Raw genomic sequence first — 15,480 nt, forward strand, 5'->3', positions numbered from 1 at the left:
TGCCGGACCGGACGCGTAGCGTGGGCGCCCGTGCCCGTCGCGCCCGGTTCGACCGCTGCTGCGGCCCCGACCGCGCTGCCGGCGAGGGGCCCGGTCGCCCGCCTGCGCGAACTGCTCACCCACCCCGGCTTCGGGAAGCTGCTGACGGTCCGGCTGGCCGCGCAGTGGGGCGACGGCGTCTTCCAGGCCGCGCTCGGCGGGCTGGTGCTCTTCAGCCCCGAGCGCGAGGCCGACCCCGTCATGGTCGCGGTGGGCCTCGCGACCGTCCTGCTCCCGTACTCGATCGTCGGTCCGTTCGCCGGCGCGCTGCTCGACCGGTGGGACCGGCGGCGCGTGATGCTGGTCGCGGGCGCGCTGCGCGGGGTGCTGACGCTCGCGACCGCCGCCGTGGTGCTGGCCGGTGTCACGGGGCCGCTGCTCTACCTCGGGGCGCTGGCCACCATCGGGGTCAGCCGGTTCATCCAGGCCGGGCTCTCCGCGGCACTGCCCCACGTGGTCGCCGAGGAGCACCTCGTCGGGGCGAACTCCCTGGTCACGACCTCGGGGGCCGTGGCCGCCGCCATCGGGGCCGGCTGCGCCATCGGGCTGCGGGGGATCATCGGGCCCTACGACGTCGACGCCGCGTGGACCACGAGCGCCGCCGCGGTCGGGTCGCTGCTCATCGTCGTGGTCGCCGCCCGCATCACGCCGGGATCGCTCGGGCCCGACGAGCGCCGCGAGGCCGCGCAGGCGCTGCGGGCCGTCGCGTCCGGCCTCGTCGACGGGTTCCGGGCGGCCCGCGCGGCGCCCGGGGTGCTGGGGGCGTTCGGCGCAGTCGCCGCGCACCGGCTCGCGTTCGGCATCACGACGCTGGTGATGCTGCTGCTCATGCGCAACTCGCTCACCGACGTCGGGCCGTTCAAGGCCGGCATCGCGGGGCTGGGGGAGGTCGTGGCGGCGGTCGCGGCCGGCCTCGGAGTCGCGGCGGTGGTCACGCCGTGGCTCACCGGGCGGGTCGGGCGCTCCGGCACCGTGCGGATCATGCTCGTGCTCGCCGCGGTCGCCCTGCTCGGCCTCGGGCTGCCGATGACGCTGCCGACGATCCTCGCCGGGTCGTTCGTGCTCGGGCTCGTCGGCCAGGCGATCAAGCTGTGCTCCGACGCGGCGGTGCAGAGCGAGGTCGGTGACGCGGTGCGCGGCCGGGTGTTCTCGCTCTCGGACACCACGTTCAACGTCACCTACGTGGTCGCGGTGGCCGGCGCGGCCCTCGTGGCGCCCACCAGCGGGCGCTCGCCGCTGCTGCTCGTGCTCGCGGCCGGCATCTACCTGCTCGGCCTCGTCATCTACGAGGCCGCGCTGCGCGTCGGCGACCGGCACGCGCCTCAGGGCGGCACCCAGCCCGGGGCGCCCTCGGCGACCGCGGTGTCCACCGCCCCGTCCCCGTCGGTGTCGACCAGCACCACGTCCCAGCGGGCGGACGGCGAGCCCGGCGCCTCCGGGCCGGCCGACAGGTAGGCGAGCTCGGCGCGGCCGTCGTGGTCGGCGTCGACGAGCAGCTGCTCGGCCCGGCCGTCGCCGTCGAGGTCACACACCACCTCCGAGCCCGGCTCGTGGTCGGCGTCCACCGCCGCGCCGTCGAGCGCCCCGTCGCCGTCGGTGTCGAGCGTCGCGTCGGCCCGCGCCGAGCGCCCGCGCACGTCGGACCAGCTCAGCGCCGCGCCCGCCTCGGCCCCGGTGTCCAGCGGCACCCGGGTGCCCCACAGGCCCCGCCCGCCCGGGTCGGTGTAGGCGTGGTCGCCCCGGCCGTCGTCGTCGAGGTCGAGCACCGAGTGGTCGGCGACCCCGTCGCCGTCGGCGTCCCAGAGGGCGTCGTCGGCGCGCCCGTCGCCGTCGAAGTCGAGCGCCACCGCGTCCCGGGATCCCGGCGGGCCGAGGTCGAGGTCGGCGACGGAGACGTGGCGGTGCACCGGGCCCTCCCCGGTGCCGAAGACATAGCTGATCGATCCCACACCCGGTTCGACGCGGGCGTCAGTCCTGCGGTTCCCCCGGGATCCCTTCCGCTTCCGCCCACCGCAACAGCTCCGCGCGCGCCTCGTCGTCGTCGAGCGGCCCGCGCTCCAGGCGGACGTCCTTGAGGTGGCGCCAGGCCCTCCCGACCAGCGGGCCGGGCGGGATCCCCAGCAGTTCCATGATCGCGTTGCCGTCGAGGTCCGGGCGGACGCGCGCGAGGTCCTCCTCCTGCGCGATCCGCGCGATCCGCTCCTCGAGGTCGTCGTAGGAGCGCTGCAGCGCCGCGGCCCGGCGCTTGTTGCGGGTGGTCGAGTCGGAGCGCACGAGCCGGTGGAGGCGGTCGAGCAGCGGCCCGGCGTCGGTCACGTAGCGGCGGACCGCCGAGTCGGTCCACTCGCCCTTGCCGTAGCCGTGGAAGCGCAGGTGCAGGAACACCAGCTGCGCGACGTCCTCGATGACCTGCTTCGGGTAGCGCAGCTCGCGCAAGCGCTTGCGCGTCATCTTGGCGCCCACGACCTCGTGGTGGTGGAAGCTCACGCGCCGCCCCGGCTCGACCTTGCGGGTCGCCGGCTTGCCGATGTCGTGCAACAGGGCGGCCAGGCGCAGGACGAGGTCGGGGCCGTCGGTCTCGCGGCCGATCGCCTGCTCCATGACCGTCAGGGAGTGCTCGTAGACGTCCTTGTGCTGCGCGTGCTCGTCGATCTCCAGGCGCATGGCCGGGACCTCGGGCAGCACGACGTCCGCGAGCCCGGTGTCGACCATGAGCTCGATGCCGCGCCGCGGGTGCTCGCCGAGCAGCAGCTTCGACAGCTCGGCCTGCACCCGCTCGGCGGTGATGCGTCCCAGCTGCGGCGCCATCTCGGTCATCGCCTCGCGCACGCGGGGCGTGACCTCGAACCCCAGCTGCGCGACGAACCGTGCCGCCCGCAGCAGGCGCAGCGGGTCGTCGGCGAAGGAGGTCCGGGGGTCGGCCGGGGTGTCCAGCTCGCCGCGGGCCAGCGCCGCCAGCCCGCCGTAGGGGTCGACGAACGTGCGGTCGGGCAGCGAGAGCGCCATGGCGTTGGCCGTGAAGTCACGCCGGACGAGGTCGCCGTCGATGGTGTCGCCGAACGCCACGACGGGGTTGCGCGTCACGCCGTCGTAGGCGTCGGCGCGGAACGTCGTGATCTCGCAGGTCACGCCCCGGCGGGCGGCGCCGACCGTCCCGAACGCGATGCCGGTGTCCCACACGGCCTCGGCCCACCCGGAGACCAGCCGCTGGATCTGCTCGGGTCGCGCGTCGGTGGTGAAGTCGAGGTCGGGGGACGCTCGCCCGAGCAGGGCGTCCCGCACGCTGCCGCCGACGAGGTACAGCCGGTGCCCGGCGTCCGCGAACCGCTCCGCGAGCTCGTCGGCCACGGGGGAGTAGCGCAGCATGTCGACCACCGCCGCGTGATCGGCGCCGGTGGAGGCGGTGGGGGCCTGGGCGGGGACGGGCACGGCAGGACAGAGTACCGCGACCGGGTCGCGGTACCCCGACACCGGAGGTGCGGGGATCCGACACCCGCGCGTCGACCCGCCGACAGATCCCCGTCACCGAGCGGGCGCCGTACGATCGCGAGCGTGTCCACCCCGTCCCGCCGGTCCGGCGACCGGCGCCGACGGGGCTCCCGACGGCGGATGCGCACGGTCGACGAGACCTCGGCGGGAGGCCTCGTCGTCGACGCCACCGGCGCCAGCGCGGCCCTGATCGGCCGGCTCGACCGCCGCGGCCGCCTGCTCTGGTCCCTGCCGAAAGGCCACCTCGAGGAGGGCGAGACCGCCGAGCAGGCCGCGGTGCGCGAGGTCGAGGAGGAGACCGGCATCATCGCGTCCGTGCGGGCGTTCCTCGGCAGCATCGACTACTGGTTCGTGGCCGAGGACCGACGGATCCACAAGACGGTGCACCACTACCTGCTGCGGGCCCACGGCGGCGAGCTCTCCGACGCCGACGTCGAGGTCACCGAGGTGGCCTGGGTGCCGCTCGCGGAGCTGGACCGGAGGCTGGCCTACGCCGACGAGCGCCGCCTCGTGCGGCGCGCCGCCCAGATCCTGGAGGAGTCGGCGTGAGCCGCCGCCCGCCGCGGGCGTACGCGGCGGGGCTGCTCCTCCTCGTCGGCCTGCTCGTCGCCCTCGTCGCCGCGCCGTCCGCGGCGGCCGCACCGGCCGCACCGGAGGCGCCCGACGACGACACCGCCGTCTCCCTCGTGCTCGACGGCATGACCCCGCGCGCGGTCACCGCCGACGGGCCCGGGGAGCTGGTGGTCACCGGCCACGTCGCCAACCGGTCGGCGGTGGCCGTCCGCGACCTCACCGTGCGCCTCGCGAAGGGCTCGGCGGTCTCCGGGTCCCGGGGCGCGGTCGACGCCCTCGACGGCGACGGGGCCACCCAGGCGGTCCGCGCCCGCGTCGACGCGCCGCCGACCGTCGAGCCCGGCCAGGACGCGCCGTTCACGCTGCGGGTCCCGCTCACCGGCACGGACGCGCTCGCCGCCCGGAGCGGAGTCCTCCCGCTGCGGGTCGAGGCCACCGGCAGCGTCGGTGGTGCCGGCACGAGCCGCCTGGGCGCGGTGCCCGTGCTGCTGCCCGTCCTCGGCGTGCCCGGCGGGCGGCCGGCCACCCCGCCCCCCGCGGACCGCGCCACGAGCATCTCCGTGCTCTACCCCCTCGCCGACCGTCCGCGTCGTCTGCCCGTGGTCCCCGGCGCCCCCACCCTGCTCGCCGACGACGACCTGGCGACGTCCTTCGCCCCGGGCGGGCGTCTCGCGGGCCTGGTCGACGCGCTGGGGAAGGCCGCTCCCGCGGGCTCCGCCGCCGCACGCTCGGTGTGCCTCGCCGTCGACGCCGACCTGCTCGAGACCGCGCAGGCCATGGCCGGCGGGTACCAGGTGCGGACGCCGGACGGCGGCTCGCGGCCCGGAGCGGGGGCGGCGGCGGCCGGCCAGTGGCTCGACGCCGTCCGCGCGCAGGCCCGGGGGCGGTGCGTGACCGCGCTGCCCTACGCGGACACCGACCTCGTCGCGACGGCCCGGGGCAACCTCACCGATCTCACCACCGCCGCCGTGGCGACCGGCACGCGGCGCGTCGCCGAGCTGCTCGGCGTGACCCCGGTGCCCGACACGGTCTGGCCGGCCGGCGGGCTCGTCGACGAGCGCAGCCTCGCCGACCTCACGGCGGGCGGCACCCGGAACCTCCTGCTCGACCCGGACGTGCTCGACGGCGACCCGCCCGCCGGCGCGCTCGCCCGCCTGCCCGGGCCTGCCGGTGCCGCGCCCACCGCGGTGACGCTCGACCCCGTGGCCGCCGCCGCCCTCGCGCCGCGCACCGACGAGGCGGTCGCGAGCCCCGCGGGGACCCCCGGCGCGCTCGCCGCCCAGGACGCCGTCGGCGCGCTCGCCCTGCGTGCCCTGCAGGGCCCGGGCACCGGGAGCCCGCCGGTGGACGTCGTCGCCCCGCCGATCGACTGGGCGGCGAACGGCGCCGAGGCGGGGGCCCTGCTCGGTGCGGTGGACGAGCTCGCCCGTCTCGGCCTCGCCCGGCCCGCCGACCTGGGCAGCCTGCTCTCGCCCGTCGGCGCCGGGACGCCCCTGCCCACGGCGTCGTTGTCCTCGCGCTCCGGGCTCTCCGCGGCGGACGGTCTCCAGCCGTCGGTCGTCGCCCGGGCCGGGCAGGTCCGGGACCGCCAGCGCGAACTGCTCGCCGCCACCGAGCGCGACGGCGTCGGCGCGCCCTCGCCGTCGGACTTCGTCGAGCCGCTGACCGACGGCGTGCTGCGCAGCCTGTCCGCGGCGTGGCGCGGCGACCCGGCCGCGCAGGACGCCGCCGTCGGCGCGGTCGAGCGGCAGAACGACGAGCTGCGCTCGCTCGTGCGCGTCGTGCAGCCGTCCGGGTCGTACTCGCTCGGCAGCAACGACGCCCCGCTGCTGCTCACCGTCGAGAACCGCCTGCCCGTCGCGGTGCGGGTCGACGTGGTGCTGGAACCGACGAACGGGTTGCGGACCACACCGTTGCCCCAGCTCACGGTGCCCGCGTTCGGCAGTCGCCAGGTGCAGGTGGAGGTCGAGGTCACCCGCGCCGGGCAGTTCGCCGTGGACGCGCGGGCCCAGACACCGGGGGGTGAACCTCTCGGGCCCACGGCTCGTCTGCTGCTGCGATCGACGGCCTACGGCACGATCACGGTGTGGTTGACCGCGTCCGCAGCCCTCGTGCTGGTGATCCTGGCGAGCGTGCGGATCGCTCGCCGGGTCCGGGCGGCCCGGCGCGACCGGAGGTCCCGCCGCAGTCGGCGTCGCGGGGGCCCCACCACGACGGATCCGCAGGATCTCCCGACCCGCGAGCTGCAGAAACGATGAGCGCCGGCCAGCCCGACCGCCGGCGCGACGACGCGCAGGCGGACGACGTCGGCCCGGACGCACCCCAGCGCCCCGGGCGGACGCCGGACGCCGCCGTGTACCCCGGTCAGCACCCGAACCAGCACCAGCACGCGAACCAGCAGCAGCACCCGCCCACACCCCCGGCTCCGCCGTCCCACCCGGACGCGCCGGAGGTCGTGCCCCCGCCGCCCCCGCCCGGAGCCCGCGGCGGGGCGCCCCCCGGATCGCCCGCCGGCGGACCGCCGCCGGGCCCGGCCCCGGGTGGTCCGGGTCGGCCGCCGCTGCCCCCTCCGGGACCGTCCGGACGCGGCCGGCCCGGTGACCGCGCACCGCGGGTGCCGGCGCCGCCGCCCCCGGGTCCTCCTCCCGGCCCGCCACCGCACCCGCCCGCTCCCGGGCCGGGCCACGGACCACCCGCCGCGGGACCGCCGCCCGCCGGAGCACCTCCCGCCGTGCCCCGGAACGGCGCACCGCACGACCCGCCCGTGTCGGAGGCCGGCGGGCCGGGCGGTGGCGCCCCGCCGGGAGGCCGCCCGCCCGCTCGCCCACCGGGACCTCCCGGGCCGCCCCGCGGACCCGGGGCGCCGCCCGTCCACGGTGGCGCCACGCCCCCCGGGCCCGGGCTCCCGCCGAGGCCCCCCGGCGCGCCGCCCGGGGCCGGTCCCGCCGAGCCGTCGACCACCGGGCTCACCGCGCCGACCGCCGCGATCGACGCCCTCGAGGCCGACGGTGCCCTCGCCGACGCCGCCGATCCGGAGCGGACCGAGACGCTCGCGGCCGCGGCCCGTCCGCCCCGCGAGGAGCGGACCGTCCGGGTCGGGACCCCGGCGCCGCTGGCGTCGTGGAGCTACGGCGGCGCGGCCGACGAGACCGTGCTGCTCCCGCGCCTGCCGCTCGAGCAGGAGGCCCCGGCCGTCCCGGCGCCCCGCGCGCCGGTGGACGAGCCCGGCCGCGACGACCGCGCGCTGGTCAAGGCCTCGGGCGGCATGGCCGTCGCGACGCTGGTCAGCCGGCTCACGGGCTTCCTGCGCACGCTGGGCCTGACCGCGATCGTCGGGCTGAACCTCGTCGGCAGCTCGTTCAACGTCGCGAACACCCTGCCGAACATCATCTTCGAGCTCCTGCTCGGCGGGGTGCTGACCAGCGTCGTCATCCCCGTCCTCGTCCGCGCCGCCAAGGAGGACGGGGACGACGGCGACGCCTTCGCCCAGAAGCTCCTGTCCGGGGCGACGGTCGGACTCCTCGTCGCCACGACGCTCGCGGTGGTCGCGGCCCCCTTGCTCATCCGGCCCTACCTGGCCGCGGACGTCAACGTCGACCTGGCCGTCGACTTCGCCTACCTGCTCCTGCCGCAGATCTTCTTCTACGGGATGGGCGCCCTGTTCGGGGCGATCCTCAACTCGCGGGCGAACTTCGGCCCCGCGGCCTGGGCGCCGGTGCTCAACAACGTCGTGGCGCTGATCGCGCTGGGCGTCTACGCGATGCTGCCCTCGCCGCCCGAGGGCATCTCCACCGCGCAGCTGCTCGTGCTCGGTGTCGGGAGCACCCTCGGCATCGTCGTGCAGGCCGGGGTGATGCTGCCGGCCATGCGCCGGGTCGGCTTCCACTGGAAGTGGCGCTTCGGGTGGGACACCCGGCTCTCGGCGTTCGGCGGCCTGGCGGCGTGGGTCGTCGGCTACGTCCTGGTCAGCCAGGTCGGCCTCGCGGCGATCACCCGGGTCGCGTCCGGCTCGGACGAGGGCGGGCCCGCGATCTACAGCTACGCCTGGCTGCTGATCCAGGTGCCCTACGGCGTGCTGGGCGTGTCCCTGCTGACCGCCCTCATGCCGCGGATGAGCGCCGCCGCCGCCAACGGCCGCACCGACCAGGTGGTGTCCGACCTCTCGCTGGGCACGCGCCTGTCGACCGTGACGCTGCTGCCGATGAGCGCGCTGCTCACGGTGTTCGGCTCCCAGCTCGGCGTCGCGCTGTTCAGCGTCGGGCGGTCGGGACCGGAGGGTGCCGCGGCCCTCGGCGGCGCCATGGCCGCGTCGGCCTTCGGTCTGCTGCCCATGGCCGTCGTCATGCTGCAGATGCGCGTCTTCTACGCGATGAACGACGCCCGCACGCCGACCCTGATCATGGTGATCATCACCGCGATCAAGGTGCCGATGGCCTACCTCTGCCCGGTCCTCCTCCCGCCGGAGCAGGTCGTGCTCGGACTGGCCGCGGTCAACGCCTTCGGGTTCGTCATCGGGCTGGTGGTCGGCAACATCTGGCTGCGGGTACGCCTCGGGCACCTCCACACCCGGCGCGTCCTGCGGACCTTCGTCCTGACGCTGCTCGCCTCGCTCGTCGCCGTGCTCGTCGCCGTGCTCGTCGTCACGCTGCTCGAACGGGTCCTGGGGGGCGGGGTGTCGCTCGTCCTGCGGTCCTGGCTCGTGCTGGTCGTCGGGTCGGTGGCGTTCCTCGTCGTCGTCGCCGTGGCCATGCGCCTCCTGCGGGTGCCGGAGCTCGACCCCGTCGTGTCCCGATTGCGCCGTCTGGTCGGTCGGGGGCGCGCCCCGGCGGCCTAGAACGGGTGGCTCAGGGGCCCATCGAGCAACCCACGGCACCGGTACGGCGTCCCCCGAGGCGGCACCGGAGTCCCGTAGGCTCGGCCGGATTCGTGGGGGAGGTGAGGACGTGGCGGGCGAACCGTCTCCGGAGAGCACGACCACCGGACCTGCCCCCGCGGAGCCCGAGGTGACCGAGGGCCGGACGGAGCACGAGGAGCGTCCGGACGGCTCCGGGTCCGGCGGCGTCGAGGCCACGACCCGGGTCGCCGCGCAGGACGGCCCCGAGGAGCCGGCCCCCAGCGGTGCGCCCACCCGCCGCGGTGTCGGCATCGACGGCCCCACCACCCACGTCCCCCGCGCCGCCGAGGCCGGCGGCGCGGCGTCCGGCACGAACGGGTCCGGTGGACCGGCCACCGGCACCGTGCCTCCGGGCCCGCCGCCCGGAGGTGGCGGCGCCGGCCGCGGCCCCCGCGGACCGGCGGCCCAGGGGCCCGGTCCCGCCGGCCCTCCCGGCCCCCCGTCCGCACCCTTCCCGGCGGCCGGCCCCCGGCGCCCCGGGCGCGGTCCCGTCCGGACGGGACCGGGATCCGGCCCGATCCCGGCGCCGAGCGCGCTCATGCCGGGCACGCTGCTCGCGGACCGGTACCGGCTGGTGGCCGAGGTCGGCCGCGACCGCAGCGCGGACGCCGCGCTGTGGAAGGCGCGCGACATCATGCTCGAGCGCGACGTCGCGGTGACGCTGCTGGTCGGCTCGTGGCAGGGCGACGCGAGGGCGTCCGCCGCCCTGTCCCGCGCCACGCGGTCGGCGCACTTCGAGCACCCGCACGCCGCCCGCATCCTCGACGTCGTGCGGCCGGGGGGCTCGCCGCTGCCCACCGGCGTGCTCGGTGCCGCCGTCGCCGAGTGGACCCCGGGACGCGATCTCGCCGAGCTGGTCGCCGACGGGCCCCTGCGCCCCAGCGCCGCCCTGCGGGTGATCGAACCCCTCGCCGACGCGGTGGCCGCGGCGCACCGCTCGGGCCTCGTGCTGGGCCTCGACCACCCCCAGCGGGTCCGGGTGAGCGCCCGCGCCGCCACCCGCCTGGCGTTCCCGATGCCGCGCGGCGACGCGACGAACGCCGACGACGTGCACGGGCTCGGTGCGCTGCTCTACCTGCTGCTCACGGCCCGCTGGCCCGGGTCCGAGGGCGTCCCGACGCCCGCCGGCCTGCGGCCCGCGCCGCACGCCCCGGGCGGGGGGCCGGTGCCGGCCCGCCAGCTGCGCCCGGACCTGCCGGTCGAGCTCGGCGCGCTCGTCGACCGCACGCTGGACTCCGACGGCGGCATCCGCACCGCGGCCGCCGTGCACCGCCTCGTCGTCCAGATGCGCGAGGGCCTCGAGGACGACGGGGTGCTGCTGCCCGTCCTCGAGGACGGGCAGACGATCGACGCCGACGACCCCACCGAGGTCTGGCACGACGACGCCGTGCCCGAGCCCGGTCCCGACCCCGAGCGCCGCCGCAAGCTGCGCATCGGCGTGACGGCGCTGGTCATCGCCACCCTCGCGATCCTGGGCTTCGTCACCTACCAGGTCGTGTCGGTCGTCGCCGGGGGCGGCTCGTCGGCGCCGCCGGTGGTCGTCATCCCGGACACCGCGGCACCGAGCGCCGCGCCGGCGGCCCCGGCCGGACCCTCGCCGGCGCCCGTCTCGCCGTCGCCGGCCCCGTCCGGGCCGGTGCAGCTCTCGAGCGTGGCCGTGTACAGCCCGGCCGGCAGCCCCGACAACCCCACGCGCATCAACCGCGCCGCGGACAACGACCCGTCGACCACGTGGTCGACCTCGGATTACCGCCAGCAGCTCCCCGCCCTCAAGCCGGGGATCGGGATGATGACGACGTTCACGGCCCCGGCCCAGGTCGCGGCGGTGACGGTCCGCTCGCCCAGCCCGGGCACCCGCATCGAGGTCCGGGCGGCCGCCCGACCCGACGTGCCGGTGGCCCAGACCCAGCTCCTCGGGGCCGGGACGGTCGACGAGGACACGCTGACGATCCCCCTCCAGGCGGCGCCGCCGACCGGCAACCTCCTCATCTGGATCACCGCGCTCGGGCAGGACGACGACGACAAGTACGTCAGCGAGCTGGCCGAGGTAACGATCCAGCGCGCCGGGTCCTGACCGGGCCCACGAGCTTGTCCGAACGGCACCGGCGGGTCGTGGCCGGCGGCTAGCGTCCGGGCTCGTGCCCGGCCCACCGCCCGACCCGCGCAGCGACCGCGAGCTGCTCGCGGCGCACGTGGCCGGGCAGGACGGCGCGTTCGACGAGCTCGTGCGGCGCTACGCCGAGCGGCTCTGGCTCCTCGCGTTCCGCACGCTCGACCACCGCGAGGACGCCAGCGACGCGGTCCAGGACACGTTCGTCTCCGCGCTGCGCGGAGCGGACCGCTACCGCGGCGAGTCGGAGGTCTCGACGTGGCTGCACCGCATCGTCGTCAACGCCTGCCTCGACCGGATCCGGCGGCGTCGCGCCCGCGCCACCGAGCCCCTCGCCGGGCACGAGCTGCCCACCCCTCGCGACGGGATCGACGACCACCTGACCCGCCTCACCGTCGCCGAGGCCCTCGCGACCCTGCCGGACGGGCAGCGGCTCGCCGTGGTGATGGTCGACGTCCACGGCTTCTCCGTCGCCGAGACCGCCGCGATCCTCGGCGTGCGGGAGGGCACCATCAAGAGCCGGTGCAACCGGGCGCGCGGCCGCCTCAGCGGGCTGCTCGGCCATCTGCAGCCGCCCGGACGGGCCCGCGATCCGGCCCGGGGGAACGACGGGACGGCCGGCGACGTCCAACCCATGAGTGCCGGCGACGAGGCGAGGGGCACCGAGCGGACGGGAGGTGGGTCATGAGCGACGACGACCGCGTGGCGGATCTCCCGGACCCGACCGATCCGGCCGTGGCCGCGGCCCTCGAGCGCACGCGGGCCGACCTCGCGGAGTACGGCGCACGGACACCCGCGATGCCGTCCGGGCTCCTCGCGGACATCGACCGCGCGCTGGCCCGGGAACGCGACGCCGGGGAACCCGAACAGTCCGGAGCCCGGCCGTTCCACGCCGGGCGGTCCGACGCCGGGGAGTCGGCCGGCCCGGCGGACGGGGCCCTCCGGCGCCGCCCCTCGGCCCGGTGGCTCGTCGCCGCGGCGGCCGCCGTCGCCGTCGTCGCGGTCGCCGCCGCCGTGGCGGCGTCGGCCACCGCCGGCTCCGGCCCCACGCCAGCACCGCCGACCGCGGCCCCGGGACCCGCGCCGACGGCCCCGGGAGGGACCGAGGTCCCGGTCCTCGCCGGCGGCGACGGCCCGGCCGCCCTGCGCGCCGGGCTCGGGCGCAGCGACTACGGGCCGCTCGCGGACACCGACCGGCTCGCCGGGTGCCTCGCCGCGCACAGGGTGCCCGCCGGGGTCCGCCCGGTGGGTGCCCGCGAGGTGGTGGTGGACGGACGCCCCGGCGTGCTGCTCGTGCTGCCCACCGGGGTGGCCGCACGGTTCCGCCTGCTGGTGGTGGAGCCCGGGTGCGCCGCCGGCGCACCGCTCACCGTGTCCGACACGACGGTCGGCCGGTGAGCGGTGCCGCACGGGGAATCCTCGCGTGGTCTGCGACGTTGACGCCCACGTGAGCGACCAGACCATCCGCGACGTGATCATCGTGGGCTCGGGCCCGGCCGGCTACACGGCCGCCGTGTACGCCGCGCGCGCCCAGCTCGACGTCCTGGTCTTCGAGGGCAGCCAGTTCGGCGGCGCCCTGATGACCACCACCGGCGTCGAGAACTACCCGGGTTTCGCGGACGAGATCCAGGGCCCGGAGCTCATGGACCGCATGCGCCGCCAGGCCGAGCGCTTCGGGACGGACCTGCGCCCCGAGGACGTCGACGCGATCGACCTCACCGGCTCCGGCGACGGCGTCAAGGCCGTGCGGGTCGACGGCACGTGGCACCGCGCCCGGGCGGTCATCCTCGCGATGGGTGCGCAGGCCCGGTACCTCGGCGTGCCCGGCGAGGAGAGGCTGCTCGGCCGCGGCGTCAGCGCCTGCGCCACCTGTGACGGCTTCTTCTTCCGCGAGCACGACATCGTCGTGGTCGGCGGCGGCGACTCCGCGATGGAGGAGGCCACCTTCCTCACCCGCTTCGCCCGGTCGGTGACGATCCTGCACCGGCGCAGCGAGTTCCGGGCCTCCGCGATCATGCTGGAGCGCGCCAAGCAGGACCCGAAGATCACGATCCGCACGGACACGGTGGTCGAGGAGGTCCTCGGCGAGAACACCGTCGAGGGCGTCCGGGTCCGCAACGTCGCCACGGGCGAGGAGGAGACGCTGGCCGTCACCGGCTTCTTCGTCGCCGTGGGTCACGACCCGCGCTCCGGCCTCGTGCGCGACGCCGTCGACACCGACGACGAGGGCTACGTGCGCGTGGCCCTGCCCGGCACCGGCACGAACCTGCCCGGCGTGTTCGCCTGCGGTGACCTCGTGGACCACACGTACCGCCAGGCCATCACGGCCGCCGGCAGCGGGTGCCAGGCCGCCATCGACGCCGAGCGCTGGCTCGCCGAGCAGGCGGACGCGGGCACCGAGACCGCCCCGCCGCCCACCCCGGGGGTGGACGGTGGCGCCACGAACGGCCTCGCTTCCGTGGGACCCGACACCAGCGGTGGTTCGGTGGGTTCCGTCGACGAGGGATCGCCCGAGCCCGCCGGCGACGCCGTCCCCGCCCCGTCCTGATCGCCCGCCATCGACCTCCCGACCCCACACCCCTGAGAGGAACGCCATGAGCGCGCCCGTGAACGTCACCGATGCCACCTTCGCCGACGAGGTCCTGGGCAGCGACAAGCCCGTCGTCGTCGACTTCTGGGCGACCTGGTGCGGCCCCTGCAAGATGGTCGCCCCCGTGCTCGAGGAGATCGCCGCCGAGCACGGCGACAAGCTGACCGTGGCCAAGCTCGACATCGACCAGAACCCCGCCACCGCGCGCGACTACCAGGTCATGTCGATCCCGACGCTGCTGGTCTTCCAGGGCGGCAAGCCGGTCAAGCAGATCGTCGGCGCCAAGCCGAAGTCGGTCCTGCTCGACGACCTCTCCGACGTCATCTCCTGAGCACCGTCTGAGCACGGCCGATCGGGCCGCGACGGTCCGGATCCGGCCGTCCATCGCCACGGCGCCGGGCGTCCGTCATCATCGGCGGGCACCCGGCGCCGTCGCGTGTCCGCTCGGCGAGCCCGAACCGTGACCCGCGGCGGCGCCCCACTGCACGGCGTGACGCGCCGGACAGGGCACAATGAGGCTCCAGTGAAGCGCGACGACACCTACGTGCCAGACGTCCCGGACGCGGACGCGGACCATCGGGAGCGAAGTGCATGCAGCTGCTGAGCCGCGGTGACGCCGGCCCGCCGGTCGCCGAGGTCCGGGCAGCACTCGAGGAGATGGGCATCCTGGAGCCGACCGGCCCCGGGCCCGCCCTCTTCGACGAGCTGCTCGAGCAGGCCGTGCGCATCTTCCAGCAGCACCGTGGCCTGATCACCGACGGCATCGTCGGGCCGGCCACCTACCGCGCCCTGCGCGACGCCCGGTGGTCGCTCGGCGACCGCATGCTCCTGCTCAACACCCAGCAGCCCCTCACCGGCGACGACGTCTTCGCCCTCCAGGAGCGCCTCCTCGAGCTGGGCTACGACTCGGGGCGCGCCGACGGTGTCTTCGGCCGGCAGACCGAGCAGGCGCTGCGCAGCTTCCAGCGCGACTACGGCATGAGCCCGGACGGCATGTGCGGGCCCCGCACCCTGCGCCACCTCGGCTACCTGGGCCGGAAGGTCACCGGCGGGCGGCCCGGCCTGCTCCGCGAGCAGGAGCGGCTCCACAAGGCCGGCCCGCGGCTGTCGGGCAAGCGCATCGTCATCGACCCCGGGCACGGCGGCGCCGACCGCGGCGGCCTCATCGGTACCGGGCCGGACGCGGTCACCGAGGCCGGGCTCGTCGGCGACATCGCGCGCCGGCTCGAAGGCCGGATGGCGGCCGCCGGCATGGAGGCCCTGCTCTCCCACGGCCCGCAGGACTGCCCCACCGACGCCGAGCGCGCCGGGTTCGCCAACTCCGCGGGCGCCGACGTCGTGCTCTCGCTCCACGTCGACGCCAACGCCAGCCCGGCCGCCAACGGCCTCGCCGCGTTCCACTTCGGCACCGGCACGGGCGCCACCTCCACGGTCGGCGAGGCCCTGGCCGGCTTCATCCACCGCGAGCTCCTCGCCCGCACCCGCATGCTCGACTGCGGGGTGCACCCGCGGCCCTGGGAGCTCCTGCGCCTGACGCGCATGCCGGCCGTCCGGGTCGAGATCGGCTATCTCACCAACGACCGCGACCGCGCCGCCCTGCTCGACCCGGGCTTCCGCGACGTCGTCGCCGAGGGGATCCTCGTCGCGGTCAAGCGCCTCTACCTGCTCGGCCAGGACGACAAGCCGACCGGCACGTTCACCTGGGCCGAGGTCCTGCAGCGCGAGGCCAACCGGCCCGCGGCCGCACGCTGAGCGCACGACGCGCGGCCGGCCGGCCCGGTCGCT

The 15,480-nt window shown here is 76.7% G+C and carries 11 protein-coding genes; 10 read left to right on the forward strand and 1 reads right to left on the reverse strand.

Annotation, left to right across the window (positions count from 1 at the left end; translation table 11 throughout):
* The first annotated feature begins 30 nt into the window (after positions 1-30).
* Entirely contained in the window at positions 31-1,494 is a 1,464-nt protein-coding gene (locus ACR9E3_RS04760; RefSeq protein ID WP_460378909.1) for an MFS transporter, read from the forward strand.
* A 513-nt stretch (positions 1,495-2,007) separates the two neighbouring features.
* Here ACR9E3_RS04760 and ACR9E3_RS04765 read toward each other — a convergent pair.
* Positions 2,008-3,405 carry a CCA tRNA nucleotidyltransferase gene (locus tag ACR9E3_RS04765; RefSeq protein ID WP_460379070.1) on the reverse strand — a complete coding sequence of 466 codons (1,398 nt, stop codon included), beginning with the start codon at positions 3,403-3,405 and terminating at the stop codon, positions 2,008-2,010.
* Between the two features lie 243 nt (positions 3,406-3,648).
* Between ACR9E3_RS04765 and ACR9E3_RS04770 the strand changes: the two genes are divergently transcribed.
* From ACR9E3_RS04770 to ACR9E3_RS04810, 9 genes are all read left to right on the forward strand, one after another.
* Entirely contained in the window at positions 3,649-4,077 is a 429-nt protein-coding gene (locus ACR9E3_RS04770; RefSeq protein WP_285658510.1) for an NUDIX hydrolase, read from the forward strand.
* Positions 4,074-6,359 (forward strand): DUF6049 family protein, encoded by a 2,286-nt coding sequence (locus ACR9E3_RS04775; protein ID WP_460378910.1) that lies wholly within the window; start codon positions 4,074-4,076, stop codon positions 6,357-6,359. The genes ACR9E3_RS04770 and ACR9E3_RS04775 overlap by 4 nt, the downstream gene beginning before the upstream one ends.
* Positions 6,360-6,865: 506 nt before the next feature.
* A complete protein-coding gene (gene murJ, locus ACR9E3_RS04780) occupies positions 6,866-8,935 on the forward strand; it encodes a murein biosynthesis integral membrane protein MurJ (protein ID WP_460378911.1) in 2,070 nt (689 codons plus the stop codon).
* 169 nt (positions 8,936-9,104) lie between these two features.
* Positions 9,105-11,069, forward strand: coding sequence for a protein kinase family protein (locus tag ACR9E3_RS04785; protein WP_460378912.1), 1,965 nt, complete (start codon positions 9,105-9,107; stop codon positions 11,067-11,069).
* Between the two features lie 64 nt (positions 11,070-11,133).
* Complete coding sequence (gene sigM, locus ACR9E3_RS04790) at positions 11,134-11,793, forward strand: RNA polymerase sigma factor SigM (RefSeq protein WP_460378913.1); 660 nt, start codon at positions 11,134-11,136, stop codon at positions 11,791-11,793.
* Positions 11,790-12,503: a hypothetical protein gene (locus tag ACR9E3_RS04795; RefSeq protein WP_460378914.1), complete on the forward strand. Its 714-nt coding sequence runs from the start codon at positions 11,790-11,792 to the stop codon at positions 12,501-12,503. The genes sigM and ACR9E3_RS04795 overlap by 4 nt, the downstream gene beginning before the upstream one ends.
* Positions 12,504-12,552: 49 nt before the next feature.
* Positions 12,553-13,653 carry a thioredoxin-disulfide reductase gene (gene trxB / locus ACR9E3_RS04800; protein ID WP_460378915.1) on the forward strand — a complete coding sequence of 367 codons (1,101 nt, stop codon included), beginning with the start codon at positions 12,553-12,555 and terminating at the stop codon, positions 13,651-13,653.
* A 46-nt stretch (positions 13,654-13,699) separates the two neighbouring features.
* Complete coding sequence (trxA, locus tag ACR9E3_RS04805; protein WP_285658361.1) at positions 13,700-14,026, forward strand: thioredoxin; 327 nt, start codon at positions 13,700-13,702, stop codon at positions 14,024-14,026.
* Positions 14,027-14,286: 260 nt separating this feature from the next.
* A complete protein-coding gene (locus tag ACR9E3_RS04810) occupies positions 14,287-15,447 on the forward strand; it encodes an N-acetylmuramoyl-L-alanine amidase (protein ID WP_460378916.1) in 1,161 nt (386 codons plus the stop codon).
* The last annotated feature ends 33 nt before the right edge of the window (positions 15,448-15,480 follow it).

Source organism: Actinomycetospora sp. C-140 (genome assembly GCF_054796175.1).

Coding starts and splice junctions, on each gene's coding strand:
- ACR9E3_RS04765 (WP_460379070.1), bottom strand. CDS start 3,405: ATGCTGCGCTACTCCCCCGTGGCCGACGAGCTCGCGGAGCGGTTCGCG.
- ACR9E3_RS04770 (WP_285658510.1), top strand. CDS start 3,649: ATGCGCACGGTCGACGAGACCTCGGCGGGAGGCCTCGTCGTCGACGCC.
- ACR9E3_RS04795 (WP_460378914.1), top strand. CDS start 11,790: ATGAGCGACGACGACCGCGTGGCGGATCTCCCGGACCCGACCGATCCG.
- trxA (WP_285658361.1), top strand. CDS start 13,700: ATGAGCGCGCCCGTGAACGTCACCGATGCCACCTTCGCCGACGAGGTC.
- ACR9E3_RS04810 (WP_460378916.1), top strand. CDS start 14,287: ATGCAGCTGCTGAGCCGCGGTGACGCCGGCCCGCCGGTCGCCGAGGTC.